The organism is Micromonospora sp. MH33, assembly GCF_003013775.1.
Lineage (GTDB): Bacteria > Actinomycetota > Actinomycetes > Mycobacteriales > Micromonosporaceae > Micromonospora > Micromonospora fulviviridis.
The window spans coordinates 53085-69866 of sequence record NZ_MUYZ01000001.1; the positions used below are offsets into that span (position 1 = coordinate 53085).

The 16782-nt window shown below is 68.6% G+C and carries 14 protein-coding genes and 1 pseudogene; 5 read left to right on the forward strand and 10 right to left on the reverse strand.

The features are described from left to right. The first annotated feature begins 227 nt into the window (after positions 1-227). The gene (locus tag B0E53_RS00260; protein WP_107074047.1) at positions 228-881 is read left to right on the forward strand and encodes a choice-of-anchor M domain-containing protein; all 654 of its coding nucleotides are present in this window, start codon (positions 228-230) and stop codon (positions 879-881) included. Positions 882-928: 47 nt separating this feature from the next. Next, on the forward strand, positions 929-1576 hold the full coding sequence (locus B0E53_RS00265) for a choice-of-anchor M domain-containing protein (protein ID WP_107074048.1): 648 nt from the start codon (positions 929-931) through the stop codon (positions 1574-1576). 205 nt (positions 1577-1781) lie between these two features. On the opposite strand, the gene B0E53_RS37220 is transcribed toward B0E53_RS00265, so the two are convergent. Next, positions 1782-1925: a hypothetical protein gene (locus B0E53_RS37220; RefSeq protein ID WP_168215151.1), complete on the reverse strand. Its 144-nt coding sequence runs from the start codon at positions 1923-1925 to the stop codon at positions 1782-1784. Positions 1926-2047: 122 nt separating this feature from the next. Between B0E53_RS37220 and B0E53_RS00270 the strand changes: the two are divergent. Together B0E53_RS00270 and B0E53_RS00275 are read left to right on the forward strand one after the other, a co-directional pair. After that, positions 2048-2629, forward strand: a pseudogene (locus B0E53_RS00270) (IS5 family transposase); the annotation flags it as partial. A gap of 683 nt (positions 2630-3312) precedes the next feature. Then, positions 3313-3783, forward strand: a complete 471-nt coding sequence (locus B0E53_RS00275; protein ID WP_146167522.1) for a hypothetical protein — start codon at positions 3313-3315, stop codon at positions 3781-3783. An 81-nt stretch (positions 3784-3864) separates the two neighbouring features. Here B0E53_RS00275 and B0E53_RS00280 read toward each other — a convergent pair whose 3' ends face one another. Continuing rightward, entirely contained in the window at positions 3865-4893 is a 1029-nt protein-coding gene (locus B0E53_RS00280) for a winged helix-turn-helix domain-containing protein (protein WP_168215152.1), read from the reverse strand. 41 nt (positions 4894-4934) lie between these two features. Further along, the gene (locus B0E53_RS00285) at positions 4935-5933 is read right to left on the reverse strand and encodes a GNAT family N-acetyltransferase (protein ID WP_146167523.1); all 999 of its coding nucleotides are present in this window, start codon (positions 5931-5933) and stop codon (positions 4935-4937) included. Positions 5934-6568: 635 nt separating this feature from the next. Between B0E53_RS00285 and B0E53_RS00290 the strand changes: the two genes are divergently transcribed. After that, positions 6569-7051 carry a CAP domain-containing protein gene (locus B0E53_RS00290; protein WP_210405829.1) on the forward strand — a complete coding sequence of 161 codons (483 nt, stop codon included), beginning with the start codon at positions 6569-6571 and terminating at the stop codon, positions 7049-7051. A 148-nt stretch (positions 7052-7199) separates the two neighbouring features. On the opposite strand, the gene B0E53_RS38880 is transcribed toward B0E53_RS00290, so the two are convergent. The 7 genes from B0E53_RS38880 to B0E53_RS00325 form a co-directional block, all read right to left on the reverse strand. Further along, on the reverse strand, positions 7200-7622 hold the full coding sequence (locus tag B0E53_RS38880; RefSeq protein WP_246835125.1) for a hypothetical protein: 423 nt from the start codon (positions 7620-7622) through the stop codon (positions 7200-7202). Positions 7623-8022: 400 nt separating this feature from the next. Next, positions 8023-8967: a hydroxymethylglutaryl-CoA lyase gene (locus B0E53_RS00300; protein WP_107074054.1), complete on the reverse strand. Its 945-nt coding sequence runs from the start codon at positions 8965-8967 to the stop codon at positions 8023-8025. Then, on the reverse strand, positions 8964-9758 hold the full coding sequence (locus B0E53_RS00305; RefSeq protein ID WP_107074055.1) for an enoyl-CoA hydratase/isomerase family protein: 795 nt from the start codon (positions 9756-9758) through the stop codon (positions 8964-8966). The genes B0E53_RS00300 and B0E53_RS00305 overlap by 4 nt, the downstream gene beginning before the upstream one ends. Further along, on the reverse strand, positions 9759-11015 hold the full coding sequence (locus B0E53_RS00310) for a CoA transferase (protein WP_107074056.1): 1257 nt from the start codon (positions 11013-11015) through the stop codon (positions 9759-9761). Positions 11016-11184: 169 nt separating this feature from the next. After that, a complete protein-coding gene (locus B0E53_RS00315; protein WP_210405830.1) occupies positions 11185-13347 on the reverse strand; it encodes a hydantoinase B/oxoprolinase family protein in 2163 nt (720 codons plus the stop codon). Between the two features lie 18 nt (positions 13348-13365). Beyond that, entirely contained in the window at positions 13366-15405 is a 2040-nt protein-coding gene (locus B0E53_RS00320; protein WP_210405831.1) for a hydantoinase/oxoprolinase family protein, read from the reverse strand. Between the two features lie 55 nt (positions 15406-15460). Continuing rightward, positions 15461-16744: a hydroxymethylglutaryl-CoA reductase, degradative gene (locus B0E53_RS00325; RefSeq protein ID WP_107074058.1), complete on the reverse strand. Its 1284-nt coding sequence runs from the start codon at positions 16742-16744 to the stop codon at positions 15461-15463. Positions 16745-16782: the final 38 nt, after the last annotated feature.

Sequence of the window (16782 nt, forward strand, 5' to 3'; positions counted from 1 at the left end):
AATGAAAATCAATGTCAGGTTCGCCGGGAAGCTAGCACGCCCTCACCTCCCTGTCGAGATGGCGGACCGGCGGTATGCAACCCCGGGCATTCCCCATAGGTCTGTACGGACCAGCCGGCCGCCCCGCCCCCACCCGTGGGCCGGACCACGCTATTGACAGTCACATGGAAACGGTTATCGTTTCCAGCTGTCTGCGACGTCGTGTCGCGGGCGTGAGGAGGAGTTGCATGCGAGCCAGGATGTCGGCACTGACCGCCGTCACGGTGGCGATGACAGCCGGCGTACTGGCCTGGGCCGCACCCGCCCAGGCCAGTACCGTGGTGCTGTCCCAGGGGCACGTCGACGCGGTTGACGTCGCCTTCGAGAACGGCGCACTCGAGATCTCGGTCCACGACGAGACCGTCGTCCCAGATGTGGAGCACGACCCGGCCGACGTGGTGTTCGTCGTCAAGCCTGAGGCGGCCATGACCGTGCCGGACGACCCGAGGTACGCGTTCCTCGGCGCTCCCGGCGCCACCGTCCACATCCTCCCCGAGGTCCAGGACGAGAACCTGCTGTGGCCGGGCCTGGCCACCGAGGAACTGGAGGCGGGCGTCTTCGCAAGCGACAGCGTCCAGGTCAGGGTTACCAGGGTCATGGGTCCGGACGGGTTCAGCCTGTTCACCACCGACCCGGTCGGCGCGCCGAACGTGCTCGTCGACAGCGAAGATGGCCTGCCCGACGCGATCCCCAGGCCGGTCGGCAGCCACCTGCACGCCAACTGGGCGTTCGAGAAGCCGGGCACCTACCGCATCAGGGTCGAAGCAACCGGGATCCTGGCCGCCACCGGCAACCGCGTGACCTCAGAACCGGCGTGGCTCACCTTTCAGGTCCAGTGCTGACCCGTAACCCCAGCCCGGCTTGCTGCCGGTAGAACGGAGAACAATTCATGAGGCTCACGAAGCGGCTGCTGGCGGTCACCGCCGCCGTCACCGCCACCGTCATCGGCCTGGCCGCCGCGCCGGCGTCCGCCGCCACCATCGAGGCCGGCCACCTCGACGTCCTCGACATCGACTACGCCAACGGGGCGCTCACCCTCGACATCCGAACGTACAGCCCCGCCAACGACGACCTGTCCCCGGCGGGCACGACCCTACGGCTCCCGTCGAGCTCTGCCATCACGGTGCCCAGCGGATCCGCCTGGAACTGCCTCGGCACGGCCGGCTCCACCGTCTATGTCGCCCCACAAGCCGAGAACACCAACCTGCTGTGGGCCGGCTGGAACACCGAGGACGTGCCCGCGGACCAGGGACCGATCAAGATGGAACTGGTCAGCGTTTCCTCCGTCCCCGCCGGCGGTCGATTCACCCTCTACACCACCAACGCCTTCGGCACCCCCACCTACCGGCTCAACTCCAACACCGCCACCGGCTGCCCGATCTCCACCTGGCCCGGCAACATCAGCGCCGGCACGCACGCACACGGCAACTGGGCGTTTTCGGCACTAGGCACCTACACCCTGACGTTCAAGGCCACCACGCAGGGCGGCTCCGGGGTCGCCAGCCCCACCGTCAGCTACACCATCCAGGTCGGCTGACACCGTAACCATTCCCGCGGCCCCCGACCGTCCATCAGGACCCGGTCGGGGGCCGTGGGCAACCTGACGGTCTGACGCTGTCGACGGCGATCCTGTCCAGCTGGTTCAGCGATGCCATGACGGTGCTGACGCCGCGTCTTCCACTGCCCGTTCTGCCACGGCTGGGAAGCCCGACGTCGTCGTCGCCACCCACGGCCCGCACCAGCTACCCGAGCCGATCCTGGACAACCTCAAGGCGCTGAACATTCCCCTGATCGAGCAGCCGGCCACCGCGCTCACCGGCGACCTCGACGCCCTGCAGCTGCACCTCGCCGACGGCACCACCCTGGACCGGCAGGTCGTCTTCCACCGGGCGCCCACCCGCCAGCACGCACCCCTGGCTGCCCAGCTCGGCGCCGGACTGCTGCCCGACGGCTACGTGCGTGTCGACGAGTTCGCCCAGGGATGTAGCGCGTGGGTCGTCGTTACGAGATGTCTGACGTCGAGTGGGAAGCCTTGTCGAGGTACCTGCCGTCAGCGGTGACCGGTGGTCGACCGCGGGTCGATGACCGGCGGGTGCTCAACGGGATCGTATGGAAGATCCGGGCCGGTGCAGCGTGGCGGGACGTGCCGGCCCGCTACGGGTCTTGGCAGTCGATCTACACGCGTTTCCGCAGGTGGGCGTTGGACGGGACGTTCGAGCGGATGCTCGCCGGGGTCCAGGCCGACGCGGACGCAGCCGGGGACATCGACTGGTTGGTGTCGGTCGACTCGACCATCGTGCGAGCCCACCAGCACGCCGCCGGCACTGGAGGGGTGCCTGCGAAACGGATGAACCACAAGATCACGCCCTCGGTCGAAGTCGAGGTGGACTGACCACCAAGGTTCACCTCGCCTGCGACGGCGTCGGGCGGACCTTGGCGTTCGTGCTATCCGGGCGGCAACGTCAACGACTGCAGCCGCTTTCCCCACGTCATGGCCGCGATCCGAGTTGGGCGGTCGGGACCTGGCCGGCCCCGCGTCCGCCCAGAGCACGTCGTCGCCGATCAGGGCTACAGCTCCCGAGCGATCCGCGCCGACGACGACTCACCCCCCGGTGCAGCTTCGACTGCCGCGGCTGTTGCTCGGCGGGCCGGCCGCCCGGCAGTTCGCCCGAGACGCTGCTCGTCGACCAGGCCGACCGGGTCGCCGACGGGTTGGAGCCCGGACGCGCCTAAATTCCGGCGAGCTGACCAGCTTTCGCGAGATGGCCGTGCGCGTCAGGCAGGACTGGCACGTGGTCTGGTCGCGGCCAGCCGGGGCCGGGTGGCCCCTGACGGTGGCACCGTGCCCGGCGGCGCGTCCATCGGCTCGCGGGCGGCGGTGTTTTAGCCACCGCAGAACCTCATTGATGGGCGGCGGTGACGCGAAGAGGCTGGTGGCACGCGGTCGATGGCCTCGGGGCGGCGGGGAGCCGGCTCTCCTCCTCTCCGAGACCAGACACCAGGCACCACAGCAGGGCGTGTTTCGGAAGTCGGTATGGCTCAAGGGATGAGGGAGTGTCGATGGTTCACAGACGTGTGGCAGGTATCCGACGGTGGCGGAGGGTCGGTGCTGTCGGGTTGGTGGCGGTTGTGCTGAGCACGACGATGGTCACCGGAACTGCGCAGGCGGGGCCGCCTGCGCCGGCTGGCGACCTGAGGCAACGCGCAGCGGCGGTGCTGTCGGGTGGTGACCCGAAACTCGCGAAGACCCTCGAAAGCACAATGGACTGCTGGGTGGACGTGACCATCCGGTCCTCGGGCAACGGCCGGTACGTCAAGGCGGACTTCGGCGTGGTGGGCGCCAAGGGCCTGCTGCGAGCGGCCACCGCGCAGTCCGCGATCGGCGAGTGGGAGAAGTTCGGCGCCTGCCGCGACGGGTCCGACTGGCGGACGGTCATGTTCTCCCAGTACGACGGCTTGCCCTATGTCAGCACGGAACTCGGCGGGGACTACACGGGGGTCCGTCGCGGCCTGCTGCGGGCCCGGAACTACAACTACTCCCCCGGGCCGTGGGAGAACTTCTCGACCATCGCACAGCCCGCCAACAATGGTCCGCTGGGAGCGGGGAACTCGACCTGGTTCTACTCCTGGGCGGCCGGACTGTATGTCTCGGCCCAACTGGACTACCCGGACTCGTCGCTGCGCGCACGTCTCGGCTCGGTCGGCCCGTGGGAGTCGTTCACCTGGTCCGGTACCCCGATCTGACCGCGCTCGCGCTGAGGCCCTCGACGCAGGTCGGGGGCTTCAGCTGCGCTCAACCCCACGACAGCGCGCCGACGGGTCCGGTCAGGTCGCGTTGAGCAGTTCGACGCCGAGGCCGGTGAGGGCGTGCCGGACGGTGTTGCGGTAGCGGTGGCTGACCACCAGTCCCGCCTCACGCAGGACCGTCGCGTGCTGACTGGCCCCGCCGGGCGTGATGCCGAGCCGCCGGGCGAGGTCCGTGGTCGTACAGCCGTCGGCGATCACGCGTAGCGCGGCGGCTCGCGTCGTGCCGAGCAGTCGGGCGAGGGCGACGTCACCGACCTCCTCGGCATGGTGCCACAGCCTCAGGCTGGTGGATGCGTCGAGATCGACCGGGTAGATCAGCAGGGCCGGGTCGTCGTTCCACGGCGTGTAGAGGCCGAGATCGTCAGCGTCGGCGAACAGCGACGGGGCCAGCAGCAGACCGCGGCCTCGCAGGTGGATCTCGGTGACGGCAGGGGCGCGGTCGCCAGGCGTCCACGTCCGGGGGGAAGTGGAAACTTCAAGAACCGGCGGGCTCCAGCGCAGAGTCGGCGCCAGACCGGCCAGCATCGCGTCCAGCCCTTGGGCGACCATGACAGCGGTCCGCGCCGCGCGCTCGTTGTCGAGCAACCTGCGGATGCGCGACCAGTACGGTGCGATGGCCAGCGCGTGGTAGTCGGCCAGAGCACCTGTCAACCGGGGACGGGCTGTGCGGTCGCCGTGCGCGAAGCCAGTGAGCCAAGGCGACCGGGCCGAGGCGGCAGTAGGCGCGAGCGCGAACTCGCGATCCAACGGTCCGGCCGGGACCTGGCAGAGTCGGTCAACCCCTTCGGCGTAGCTGTCAGCCGCGCCCACAAGGGTGAACAAGTCGACCAGTGGGGCCGAAGGCGGGGCGAGGAAGCGGGCGGCGTCCCGGAGATCAGGCGGCAGTAGCCGAGCGCCGGAGACCGCCCGGGCACGCCAAGGGTTGAACAGAACCTCGTTTCCCGGCTGCTGCAACTTCCGAAGGCTGAACTGCAGCTCGGCCAGTGGTCCGAGGACCACCATCCGCACCCTCGCGACATCGGCGACTGTGAAATGGATACGCATCACCCCGTCTTTTGTACAGGGCCGAGCGAAGCCCGTGCAGGTGATCACACAGTCGATGCGGGATCGACGACGCATCCACTGAGATCATCCGCCCAGCCCAGGCGAGCGAGAATGTCCGCGGCGACCTCGGCCGGGGTGCGGTCGTTCGTGATCGTGAAGTCCTCCACGGCGGTTGCGACCGGTGCGGGCTCAGATTGGGTCAGCGCCTGCAAGTGGCGTTTGAGCTTTGGCCCCGTGTCTCGCTGGTGCAGCCGGCTACGAACGGTGTCGAGGTCAGCGATCAACCTGACCACACTGAGGTCACAGCCCGCCAGACCTTCCACGTACCGTTGCCGCTGGGCCACGCTCTCGACGGCGGCTGCCGCGACGACGAACCGCGCACCGGCGGCCCTGAAGTTCGCCCATACCGAGGCCAGATTCACGCACTTGAGCTCGTCATACACTCGTGCGCTGGTATGGCCGACGGTCGGGGGCGGCCCGAACTGAGCCAACAGGTCTGTGTCAACGACGGCCGTGACGTGCCCGGCTTCGGTCAGCATCCGCCCGACAGCGTCCGCCACGGTCGACTTTCCCGCCCCGGCCACCCCGCTGAGCAGCAGGGCCCGACAGCCAGACGTTTCCGCAGCTCTCGGCGCCAACTGGAACCAGTAGCTGACCGTGGCGCCTGGTGCGGTCACGCGGCCGCCCATCGACTCGTACAGTCCCCGAGCGGGGACGTTGGCTTTCCCCGTCGTCAAGAACATCCTGCTGGCACCGGCCCGCGCGCCGGCCGCCATGAAGGCCCGGAGCAGGGCCGCGCCGATGCCCCGCCGACGGTGCTCACGCATCACCTCCAGTCGATGAAGGTAGAGCATCGAAGAGGTGTCCGGTCGGATCAGTTGATAGCCCCAGCACCACCCCACGACCTCCTCATCCTCGGACGCCACGAAAGCCAGAGCGCCTGGCCTGGCCAGGAACGCGTGGCCGCCGCCCGGCACCGCCCCGAACCTGCCCATGGCGCGCTCGAGGAGCCGGACGTCGGCTGCTCCCACACGACTCGTCACGCTCCATTCTGACCCGCGGCCCGTCATGATCTCGACCCTCGGGGAGCACACGGTTCTGGCACCCCTCTGTGTCATCCATGAAGGAGCGGGACCGCCTCCCGGGGCACCCTCGCCGCAGCCGTCATCTGGCGTTGAGCGGAGAATTCAACCAGCGCCGCTTCTGCCCGGCAGCGGCGCCGGCGCCTGCGGTTAGGCCATCAGCCGACGCAGCGCCTGTGGCCGGTGCGGCGGTCGCCACAGTGGCCGTCGTTCGTGGTGTTCGCTGTGATCGTGGCCGTGTTGGCCCGCCGGGCCGCGGCCGAGGCGGACCGCTGGGCCGCGGAGGAGTTGGCCACGGAGGTCGCAGGGTGAGCCTTCGCCGACCCGTGGCGCGCTTCCGCCGACCGGCACCGAGGCCGCCTGGCCGTCCGAGTAGCCCTGGTTCCAGCCGGCCGGCCAGTCCTCGGCCAGGTCGTAGAACTCGCCGCCGTTAGATTAGTGGATCATCTACAAGCGGATCCGTGAGCAGCAACAGTCGAAGAGGACAAGACATGCCGAGGAGTAGAAAGCGTAAACGTCGGGACGGCTCGGTCGTGAAGTTCCGGGGAGCCGCGAGTACGACGACGAGCGTGCCGCCACAGAGACGGTCTCATGAGGTGGACGAAGATGGCGACTATTTCGTGGTGAGCTCCGGCGGGGCCGCGCACACTCGGTCTGCTCAGCCTGCGGTCAGCATTGGCCCTGACACCTACCGGACCCACCTCGAGAACACGGTGGTGCGCTTGACGAATCAAGCCAGAGCTAAGGCTGGCGTGCCCCCACTGAAAATCAATGAACTGCTTCGCCAGTCGGCGCGCAGCCACAGCGCCGACATGGCGCGGCGCGGCTTCTTCTCCCACAACGACCCAGATGGCGTTACGCCCTTCGACCGGATGCGGTCACACGGGTACGCCCAGCCCGCCGCAGAAAATATTGCCAAGGGTCAGCGGCAGCCGCACGAGGTGATTCATTCCTGGCTGAACAGCCCTGGACATCGCGCTAATCTACTAAATCCCGGATTCTCCGTTATTGGCGTCGGCTTGCACCTCGACAGCGGCCCCTGGTGGACACAAAACTTCGGCTACCCGCCCCAGGCGTAGTTGTCGACTCCGAACCAACGGTAACGCTGGTCGACGAGCCGGTCGTTGTGCACGAACCGGGCCGCGACGGTCCTCTTCTTCCCAAGTGATCGGGCTGGTGGCGGCGTAGTTCTTGCGGGCCTTGGCCGACGCGTAGGGGGCGTTGTCGTCACCCGAACTCGGCGAGCACCCGGGCGCCGAGGACGACACCCAGTCCGGGCTGGGACAGGATGATCTCAGCGTCCGGGTGCCGACCAAAATGGGCCTCCACCTGCCCTTGCAGGGCCTTGACCTGATCGTGGAGGGTCATCAGCAGCGCGGCCGGTGCCCGCACCGACGCGGCACACGCGGCGGTGACCACTGCGGGTTGGCCGAGGTGCTCGGCGCACAGCGCGGCCTGGATCGCGGCTGCCTTGGCGGGTATGTCGCGTCGGCGGGCCCGTTTGAGGGCCGCGCTGATCTGCGCCAGGCTCAACCGGGCGGCGCTCGCCGGGTCCGGAGCCTTCGCGAGCAGTTCCAGGGTGTCGGCGGCGTCGAGGTCCTCGGCAGCCGAATCGGCGAGGCCGCGTGCGGATGCGGCGCCCGACGACACCGAAGCCGCTGTCGTCGGCGCGGTGGCAGCGTGACTTCGCCGAGGACGTGATCGACGGCCGAGGCGTGATCGTGGCCGAGTTCTTCGACGTAGGCGAGTCCCGCCAGGTGCCCTGGCCACGTCGTCCGCAAGCCGCGCGACTGCTGGCAGCTCTCGCCGACCCTGGCCGGGGGTTCGAGGCGGTGGTCGTGGGCGAGTTCGAGCGAGCCTTCTACGGCCACCGGTTCCGCCAGCAACGACCTTCACCTGTCGCTGCTGGCCCTACTCGGCGTGCACTCGAAACGAGAGGTCCAACGCTCACGGTTCCGGGCCAAGGCGGCGATGCGTGCCCAAGTGGTCGAGCAAGGCCGTCACCTCGGTGGTGTTGAGCGCCGGTGGAGGTAGCCGCGGTTGGTGGGCGTCAGGCCTGGCCCCGGTCGTCGGTCGAGGCCATGGCCCGCACCACGCGGGAGGAACTCGGCCGTCTCAGGTGGTTCGCCATCCACACACTGGCCTCGACGAGTTGCTCAAGGTTGACGCCGGTGTGGTAGCCCAGGCCGGTGAGCATCCAGACCAGGTCTTCGGTGGCGAGGTTGCCGGTGGCGCTCTGTGCGTAGGGACAGCCGCCAATCCCGCCGGCCGAGGCGTCGAACTCCGTGATTCCCGCGGTCAGCGCGGCGTGTACGTTGGCCAACGCCTGTCCGTAGGTGTCGTGGAAGTGCATGGCCAGGACGCCACGCGGGATGCCTGCTGCTTCCAGGCGTTCAACGAGCGCGAGCACGTGCCCGGGCGTGCCGACGCCGATCGTGTCGCCGAGGGACAGGCTCGTCGCGCCCATGTCGATGAGCCGTTGGGCTACGTGGACGACCTTGGCGAGCGCAACCGGTCCCTCCCAGGGGTCGCCGAAGCACATCGAGATGTAGCCCCTGACCGCGACGCCCGCGTCGCGGCTGCGCCGCACCACCAGCTCGAACATGGTGAGCGCTTCGTCGACCGAGCGGTTCAGGTTGTTCTTGGCGAAGGATTCGGTGGCGCTGGTGAAGACGGCGATCTCCCGGACACCGCTGGCTAGCGCGCGGTCGAGCCCTCGCTCGTTGGCCACGAGGACCGGGTGCCGGGCCGAGTCCAGGTCGACGCCAGCGACGACGTCGGCGGCGTCGGCCAGCTGCGGTACCCATTTCGGTGAGACGAAGCTGGTCAGCTCGATGGTTTGCAGGCCGGCCACCAGTAGACGCCGGATGAACTCGAGCTTCACGTCGGTGGGGACGAGCTGCTTCTCGGCCTGCAGGCCGTCCCGCGGGCCGACCTCATAGATGCGGACGGCATCGGGCATGCCGGGCTGCGCGACCACGCTGGGCAGGTTCATGACGAGCTCGGCTCCGGGTACGTGCGGGAGGGAAAGTTCGGACGACGACGTGCGTAGAAGGCCGACATGCCTTCGCGTGCGTCGGCAGAGGTGAACGCCTTCTGCCCCAGCAGGGCCTCGTATCGGAAGGCCTGATCACTGGGCAGGTCGGCTAGGTACTGGACGGCTTCTTTGACGATGGCCATCGCCGTGCCGCTGTTGTGCGTCAGCCGCACCGCCCATGTCATCGCCGTGTCGAGCAGCGCGTCCGCGGGGACGACGTCGTTGAGCAGGCCGAACCGCAGGGCCGTGTCCGCGCTGATGCGGTCGCCGCCGAGCATCAGCTGCATCGCCCAGGCGTATGGGATCTGGCGGGTCAGCCGGACCAGCGTGCCGCCGGCCGGAACGACCCCGATGCCGACCTCGGGCAACCCGAACTCGGCGGTCGTGCTGGCGATGCGGATGTCGGTCGAGAGCATGATCTCGAACCCGCCGCCGAGGCAGAGGCCGTTGATCGCGGCGATGATCGGTTTGCGCTGCTGCACATGCTTTTGGTGGGCGTGATCCCACTCCGAGATGTCGAAGCGTCCCTCGGCCAGCGCCGGGATCGATTCGGTCAAATCGGCGCCGACGCAGAAGGCTCGTCCACCTCGCCCGGTCAGCACCGCGACGGCGATCGCGGGGTCGGCGTGGACCTCGATCAGGGCGTCGCCCAGCTGCTGATACATCGCCAGGGTGAGGGAGTTGAGCTTGTCCGGCCGGTCGATGGTGACGACTGCGACCGCTTCGTGGCGTTCGAGGGTGATGGTCATTCAGACGACTCCCGCCGCGCGAAGTTCGGCGATGGATTCGTCAGTCAGGTCGGCCAGCGCCCGGAGCAGGACGTCGGTGTGCTCGCCGACACGCGGTGCCAGACCCCGAGGCTGAGCGGGAGTGACGCCCAGCTTGATGGGTTGCCCGAACATCCGCAGCGGACCGAAGTCGGGGTACTCGACGTCAACAATCATGTCGCGGGCGGCGATCTGCGGGTCGTTCACGACCTCGTCCATCGTCTTGATCGCCGAGAGCGGGACCTGGTCGCCGGCGAGCGCCTCCAGTTCGGCCTTCGTCCGGTCGGCGAACCAGGCCAGCAGCTGGGGCTTGATCTTCCGTTCGTAGACGTCAGGCTTGAACCGCTTCGCCATGGTGTCGGCCTCGGGATCGTCGGCCATTTCCGGCCGCCCGAACATCGCACAGGTCAGGCGCCAGAACTTGTCGGTGTAGCCGCCGAAGAAGACAAAGCCGTCCTTGCACGCGTACAGTTCGTAGGGCTTGACGAACGGGTGGTTGTTGCCCAGCGGTGCCGGCACCGTGCCGTCCACCGTGTATGAGACGACTGCGTTCTCGGTGAGGCTCAGGACGGAGTCCTGCTGCGAGACGTCGACGAGCTGTCCTTGCCCGGTCGCCTCCGCATGGCGGAGCGCCGCGAGCGTACCGATGACGCCGTACATAGTTGCGGCGAGGTCTCCGATAATGGTCCCGACCCGGATCGGTGGCCGATCGGGGTAGCCGTTCATGGACCACAGACCGCCGGTGGCCTGCGCGGAGTTGTCGTAGGCCGGCCTGCGCCGGTACGGCCCTGTCTGCCCGAACCCGGACAGCGCCGTGTAGACGAGCGCCGGGTTGATCTTGCGCAGTTCCGCAGCGCCGACACCGAGTTTGTCCATCGTGCCGGGGCGAAAGTTCTCGACCAGGACGTGTGCCCGCTTGACCAGCGTGCGCAGCACCTCCTTCCCCTGCTCCTGGGACAGGTCCAGCGTAAGCCCGAGCTTGTTGCGGTTGAACTGGGCGAAGAATGCGCTGAAGCCGCTGTGTTCGTCACCGCCGAAGAACGGGGGGAAACCGCGGGCGTAGTCCGGATCCTTGGGGTGTTCGATCTTGACGACCGTCGCGCCGAGGTCCGCCAGGATCTGCGAGCAGAAGGGGCCGGCGACCACGCGGGTGATGTCGAGGACGACCACGCCCGCGAGTGCGCCCGACGCGTTCCGTCCTGCCAGCAAGCCGTCCAGGCCGGCGAGCGGAGATGTCATGGGAGTTCTCCTTCTGCAGGGCCCCGGTCTGGTCGTACGCGGGGAGGTGGATCTGACGGCCGTGCGAGGGTCACCGACCGGCTCGGCGGAGGCGGCCGACCGCTGCCGTGTCCGGAGCCGTCCGACGGTTCGCGCGAGCAGGATGGTCATGGTCACGCGACGCGATCGGTCAGGTGGACGGCAGTGGCTGCTCGTCGGCGACGCGGATCCGCGCCTCGAGCAACGTTCCGCAGGTGGGGCTATAGTACTCGTCGATCAGGACCGCAGGGGCGGCGCGTCGATCGCGGACCCGGACGCCGAGCTCGCCCAGCCGCGCGGCGGCGCCGGTCGTCCGCTGGACAGCGTCGGTACGCCAGTCCTCTGCCTCGCTGATGCGTGATCCGCTGGCCGGGCAGTACCACCCGTCGGCGTCCCGTCGCGGCACCGACGCCGAGGTGCCGATCGCTTCTGGGCGTACGGGCACGCTCGGCTGAACGCCGCCGAGCCGGTCTGCTCGCAGCTCGGCCCGGCGGGCGGCGGTGCGAGCCTCGTCGACCCTGCCGTCGGCGATGATCACCCCGTAGACGTCTCGGGCCACTGCGGCGGTGATGTAGGCGTCGTCGAGATCGGCGGCGACGCGGGCGGGGTCGCGCAGAAGTGGATCGCCGTATCCACCGCCGCCGGCGATCCACTGCACGAAGACGTCTCCTGCCCGGATCGTCACGCCTGACTGGTTGATCGCCAGCAGGTCCTGGCTCCTCGACCTGAGACCACCCGGGCTCGGCACGACGGCCTGATCCAGCAGCTGGGCGACGTTGGTCTCCCGCCAGATCTCGTGCCCGCAGCCGCCGGCGGGCAGTCCGCCACCGAATCCGTCCGGTGGCACCTGAGCGCTCGGGGAGAAGACGGTCTGGGTGACGGTTTCGGCACCGTGCAAGGTCCAGGCGAAGTCGAGACCCAACCCACCGCGGAATGCGCCGTGTCCGGGGCTGGCCAGGTTGAGGCGCTTCCACAGGTAGAGCACCGGGTAGAGCATCTCATTCATCTCGACGTCCGGCAGGGCGTTGTTCACCTGGGTCATCATGCCGGCGCAGTCGAGGCCGTCCCGCTCTGGCTGGGCACCGGCGCCGATGCCGCCGCCGTCCATGTTGAACAGCACGAAGAAGTCGCCGGCGTTGGTGTTGCCGGCTGAGATGCCGCCGGTCCAGCTGTCGGCCCAGACGCCCTGGCTGCGCTGCCGCATCTGCGGGTCGCTGCTGTGCTGGCATGCCTGGTTGAACAGCTTGGTCACCAGGCGGCTGACCCGAGCTCCGGTCGTGAGGTGGCCGTTGCTGATCGGGGCCGGCGGGGACGGGTTGACGATGGAGTTGTCGTCGACCAGGACGTCGAAGGCGGTCATGACACCTTCGTTGAAGGGGACGTCCCAGGCGATGATCGGCACGACGGAGGTGGCGATGCTGCCGACCAGCGCGCCGTAGCTGCAGTTGATGAAGCCGCCGGTCTGCGGGCTGGAGCCTCGGAAGTCGAGGGTGATGTGGTCGTCCTGCTTCGTCATCGTGCAGTGGACGCGGAACAAGTCGTCGTCGTGCCCGTTGTGTTCGGTCCATTCGTCGTCGGTGTATACGCCGTCGGGCAGCCGCCGGATGCGTTCGCGCACCACCTGCTCGGCTAGTTCGAAACTCAGCCGGGTGTACTCGCGGAACCGCTCGAGGCCGAACTCCTGCACCGTGGCCAGCAGTCGCTTGATCCCGGTGTTGTTGCTGGCGACCAGGCTGCGCACGTCGTTCCAGTAGAGGACCGGCACGCGCACGTTGTTGAGCAGCAGCCGGCGCACCGACTCCACGGGCTGGCCCCGGTCGTAGATCTTCACGCCGGGGGGCAGTCGCAGCGCCTCGGCGTAGCAGTCCAGTGCTGAGGGCGCGAATCCACCGGGCGTCATGCCGCCGACGTCGACGAGGTGGGCCTGGGATTGGGCCCAGCCGATCAATTCCTCTCCGTAGAAGATCGGGGAGATGACGTTGGTGTCCGGTGGGTGGCTTGCGCCGGCGGTGTGCGGGTCGTTGCTGATGAAGGCGTCGCCGGGGTGCAGCGGCTCTCCCTCGACAGCCTTGATCAGGTTCTGGACGGCCACGCTGCCGGACCCGATGTGGAATTGGACGTAGTCGGAGTAGGACCAAATCCGGCCCTGGGCGTCGAAGAGGGCGGTGTTGAGGTCCCCGGCCTCGGTTATGACTGGTGATCCGGAAGAACGGATCATGGCGATCCCCATCTCCTCGACGATGGAGTCGAGGCGCATGCGCACGACCTCGAGGGTCACGGGGTCGTAGCCGGCGGGGATGCTAATCGGTGCCACGGTCTCTCCTTCGGGCGGTCAGGCGTTGTCGAGGCGGATGAGGAAGTGGCCTCCGTCGACCACCTCGACGGTCGCTCGGGCGGGGACGAAGACGGTCGTGTCGGGCTCTTCGAGCAGGCAAGGGCCCTTGGCCTTGCCGACCGTGCGGAAGCCGCGGTGCACCTCCACGGTCATCAGCTCCGCGGTGGCCGGGTCCACGATCTGCCTGCGGTCGACGCGGTGTTCCTCGACGTCGGCGTCATCCAGGATGTGCTGGGAATCGGTACGGCCGATGCCGCGAACCCGGCTGTTGACCAGGAGGATCTCCGCCTCGGTCCAAGCGGTGCCGGAACCGAACTCTGCCTCGTAGTCGGCGATGAAGCGGCGCCGCAGATCGTCTTTGTCGTGCTCGCCGAAGCGGTCACCGGACAGCCGGGTGGTGACCTCGAAGATCTGACCGGCGAACTTCATGTCCGCCTCCCGGTAGAGCTCGCGCCGATCGTGCGGGATGCCCTCGGACTCAAACCACGATCGCGTGCGTTCCTCCAATGTCTGGAACGACTCCTCGAGAAGTTCGGCCGGTTGGTCGAAGGTCCACGGCGAGGTTTGGACGGCGGAGAAGACCGAGTCGGCGTGCATCAGCCCGAAGGCGGAGAAGACCGCCGCGTTGCGCGGCAGCACGATCTCGCTCACGCCCGTCTCGGCCGCGATGGCCGCCGCGAACAAACCGCAGGCGCCGCCGAACCCGACGAGCGTGAACTCTCGCGGGTCGTGACCGCGATTGACCGTGACCTTGCGCAGTGCATTGGCCAGCTGCGACGCGGTCAGCCGGTAGATGCCCGCCGCGGCCTCTTCCTCGGTCAGGCCGAGCGGTCCGGCAACCTCGGCACGCAGGGCCTCCCGGGCCTTCTCGGGGTAGAGCGGCACCGACCCGCCGAGGTAGTAGCCGGCGTTGATCAGGCCCAGGACGAGCGCGGCGTCGGTGACGGCCGGGCGGTTGCCTCCCTTGCCGTAGCAGGCGGGACCGGGTGTGCTGCCTGCCGAGTGCGGGCCCACGCGCATGACCCCGCGGCCGTCGACCCAGGCCAGGCTGCCGCCGCCGGCGCCGATGGTCTCGATGTCGACGGCGGTGAGGCTGGTCTGCAGCCCACCGATCTGCGCGCGGGGAAGGACCCGCAACTGGCCGTCGATGATGGCCGCCGCGTCGAGGCTGGTGCCGCCCATGTCGGCGGTGAGAATGCTGCGTCGGCCGAGTCGCTGGCCGAGCAGCCGCGCGCCGGTAACACCACCGACCGGCCCGGAGTTGAACATGGCGATCGGCGCCTTGCCGGTCTCCTCGACGGACAGGAAACCACCGTGTACCTGCATGATCTGTATCCGCTGCTGCAGGCCACGCGCGGCCAACTCTTTGGCGAGTTGGTCGAAGTGCTCGGCGACCAGCGGCTTCACCGCGGCATCCAGCGCGGTGGTGACCATGCGCTCGTACTCGCGGTAGACCGGTGTCAGCTCGCTGGACAGGGTGTAGGGCACGCCGGGGTGGTGGGCATCGAGGTATCGGGCGATGGCCTGCTCGTGGGTCGGGTTGCGGAAGGACCACAGCAGGCAGACGGCGAGCGACTCAGCGCCCGCGGCGAACACCCTGTCCACCGCTGCGGCGATGCTCGCCTCGGCCAGCGGCACCAGGACGTTCCCTCGTGCGTCGACCCGTTCGGCCACCTCGACGATCCGGCGACGTGCGACGATCTCGGGTGCCGGGGCCATGGCGTGGGGATTGCGCTCATCAGTGCGCGCCGAGCGGGCGATGCGCAGGGTGTCGCGGAAGCCCTGCGTGGTCAGCAGGCCCACGGGTGCGTACTTCTGCTCGTCGACGGCGTTGGTGACGATCGTGTTGCCCAGCACCAGCCGGTCGACGGAGGTGTAGAAGGCCCGCTCCTGCATGCCGAGGCGCTGCTGGAGAACGCTCAGGGCAGCGAGGATACCGCTGGTGACGTCCTTGGTCGAGAAGGCCTTGCCACGCACGGCACGGCCGTCGATGACGGCGACAGCGTCCGTGAAGGTCCCGCCGACGTCGATACCCACGTACAGAGTCATGTCTCTCCTTCGGGAACGGTGCTTGGCGGAGCCGACGGTCGAGTCACTGAGCGGCGCGCAGCTCGGCGAGGACCTTCTCGGCGTGCTCGCTGCGAATGGCGCGGTCGCTGATCAGCCGCGCAACGACCTTGTCGACCTCGTCGCCGCTCGCGCCCGCGGTCACCGCGATGTTGCGGGCGTGCAGCGACATGTGGCCGCGCTGGATGCCCTCGGTGGCGAGGGCCCGCATCGCGGCGAGGTTCTGCGCCAGCCCGGTGGCGACGATGACGTCAGCCAACTGCTGGGCGGTGGTGACGCCGAGGATGGCCAGGGCGGCCTGCGCCACCGGGTGGGCTTTGGTGGCGCCTCCGACGAGACCGACCGGCATCGGCAGTTCGAGGACGCCGACGAGGTCGCCGTCGGCGTCCTTCTCGTAGTGCGACAGCGAGGTGTACCGGCCGTCCGGGCCCACGGCATGCGAGTGCGCGCCGGCCTCCACCGCGCGTGTGTCGTTGCCGGTCGCCAGCACGACCGCGGTGATGCCGTTCATGATGCCCTTGTTGTGCGTGGCAGCCCGGTAGGGGTCGGCCTCGGCGAGCGCGGCGGCGTGCACGAGGTTGTCGACGATTTCGGGGCCACCGAGGCTCTCAGCGTCGAAGACGGCACGGGCCCGTGTGACGCGGAGGTCGGCCTTGTTCGTAAGGATGCGCAGCAGCGGCCGTCCGCCGGCGATCTCACCGACGCGACTGGCGACGGCCTCCGCCATGGTGTTCACCGCGTTTGCTCCCATCGCGTCGCGGACATCGACCACGAGGTGCGCGACCACGTAGGTCTGCACCTGGGAACGGACCAATCGGACGAGCAGCTCACGCGCGCCGCCGCCGAGCCGAATCAGCAACGGGTCCTGATCGTTGGCCAGTCGGAGGATCTCGTCTGCGGCCTCGAGTAGCCGAGCGCGAGCGGCCTCAGGGTCGACGACGTCGAGCACTTGCACCTGGGCCTGCATCAGCGGTGCAGTGCTCGAGGTCGTGAAGCCTCCTCGCACGCGGGCGATGCGGGCGGCGTTGCTGGCCGCCGCGACCACCGACGCCTCCTCGGTGGCCATCGGCACGAGTACGTCACGGCCATTGATCGTGAAGTTGGTGGCCACGCCGACCGGGAGGCTCATCACGCCGATGACGTTCTCGATGAGGTGATTGGCCTGTTCCACCTGCAGCCCGGACATGGGTTCCAGCACGTCAAGACGCGCCAGTTCCACGCCGGTGTTCTCTGCGATGAGCCGGCGCCGCTCCGCTACCGTACGGTCACGCAACCCGGCCAGCCTGCTGGTGGTGGAGGTGGTGGTCATCGTTCCTCCTCGCGCGGCGAAGGCCGCGCCTGTGGTTT